This is a genomic window from Wenzhouxiangella sp. XN79A (assembly GCF_012272825.1).
Taxonomy (GTDB): domain Bacteria; phylum Pseudomonadota; class Gammaproteobacteria; order Xanthomonadales; family Wenzhouxiangellaceae.
The window spans coordinates 1-1842 of record NZ_JAAWWS010000170.1 but is presented as its reverse complement, the minus strand read 5'-3'; the positions used below and the strand labels follow the sequence as shown (position 1 = coordinate 1842).

Here is a 1842-nt window from a genome sequence, read left to right as displayed (position 1 = left end):
CCGCTCGGATCGACTGTTGGAGGGCGCTCGCGCGCGAATCGGCCCGGCCGCCCTTCGCCCGCAAGCGGCCTCCAACAGGAAAGGCAGGGGAAACCAGCTCGATCGGACTGTTGGAGTGCGCTTGCGCGCGAACCGGCGCCCCCGGCCAACTTGCCGCACCGACCGCCGCAGCTCACAATGGTCGCCTGATTCCTCGCAGGTGATGCCATGAGCCCGTCCCGCTTTCTCGTATCCATCGCGTTCCTGGCCATCGCCGGTTCGTTCACCGCGGTCGGCGCCGCCGACGCCGACGACTGGCACGACTGGATCGACGCCGAGACCGAACGGCTCTACGACGACGTCGTCGAGTGGCGCCGTCACTTCCACCGGAACCCCGAGCTGTCGAACCGCGAGTTCGAGACCGCGGCCTACATCGCCGATTTCCTGCGCGGGCTGGACATGGAGGTCACCACCGGCGTTGCGCACACCGGCGTGATCGGCGTGCTCGAAGGCGGCCGCCCCGGTCCGGTCGTCGGACTGCGCGCCGACATGGACGCGCTGCCGGTGCCGTCGAGGGTCGGCCTGCCGTTCTCGCCGGACGTGACCAGCGAGTTCCTCGGCGACGAGGTCCCGGTCTCGCACGCCTGCGGCCACGACGCGCACATGGCCATGCTGATGGGCGTGGCCCGGATGATGGCCGAGCGTCGCGACGAACTGCCCGGCACGATCAAGTTCATTTTCCAGCCGGCCGAGGAAGGTGCACCGCCGGGCGAGGAGGGCGGGGCCGAGCTGATGGTCGCCGAGGGTGTGCTGAAGAATCCCGACGTCGACGTCGTGTTCGGCCAGCACATCTGGTCGCCGGCCCCGGCCGACATGATCGGCTACCGGCCGGGCGGCATGCTGGCCGCCTCCGATCGCTTCGTGATTACCATCAACGGCAAGCAGACCCACGGGTCCACGCCGTGGACCGGGGTCGACCCGATCGCCGTGGCCGCGCAGATGATCATCGGCCTGAACATGATCGTCAGCCGGCAGACCGAACTGACCAAGGATGCCGCGGTCATCTCCGTCGGCCGCGTCCGGGCCGGCGTGCGCAACAACATCATTCCCGAGAGCGCGGAACTGATCGGTACCATCCGCACCCTCGATACCGACATGCAGGACAAGATCCACGCCGACATCCGCCGCACCGTCGAGCACGTCGCGCTGAGCTTCGGCGCCACCGCCGAGGTCGACATCCAGCGCGGCTACCCGGTCACCTTCAACGACCCGGACCTGACCGAGGCCATGCGGCCGACGCTGGAGCGGGTCGGCGGCGGCCGCACCCGGGTCATGGACGCCATCACCGGCGCCGAGGACTTCTCGTTCTTCGCCAACGAAGTGCCGGGCCTCTACATCGCCGTCGGCGCAAGCCCGGCCGACCTCGGCCCCGGCGAAGCCGCGCCGCACCACACACCCGACTTCCGCATCGAGGAATCGGCGATGAAGACCGGCGTCCGCGCCTTGGCCAACCTGACCATCGACTACATGCTGGCGGCCGACGGCGACTGACCCGGACCCGCCCTTCGCGCGCAAGCGCCCTCCAACAGTCGAATCGCGCGCAACGCCCGACCGAAGCCCTGTTGGAGGCCGCTTGCGGGCGAAGGGTGGTCAGGGCAGTTCGCGCGCAAGCGCCCTCCAACAGTCGAATCGCGCGCAACGCCCGACCGAAGCCCTGTTGGAGGCCGCTTGCGGGCGAAGGGTGGTCAGGGCGGTTCGCGAGCAAGCTCCCTCCAACAGTCGAATCGCGCGGGGCGCCCGACCGAAGGCCTGTTGGAGGCCGCTTGCGGGCGAAGGGTGGCCCGGCCGGTTCGCGCGCAAGCG

The 1842-nt window shown here is 69.7% G+C and carries 1 protein-coding gene; it reads left to right on the top strand.

The genetic code is table 11. The features are described 5' to 3' along the window. Positions 1 to 207: 207 nt before the first annotated feature. The gene (locus HFP89_RS15615; RefSeq protein ID WP_168718612.1) at positions 208 to 1530 is read left to right on the top strand and encodes an amidohydrolase; all 1323 of its coding nucleotides are present in this window, start codon (positions 208 to 210) and stop codon (positions 1528 to 1530) included. The last annotated feature ends 312 nt before the right edge of the window (positions 1531 to 1842 follow it).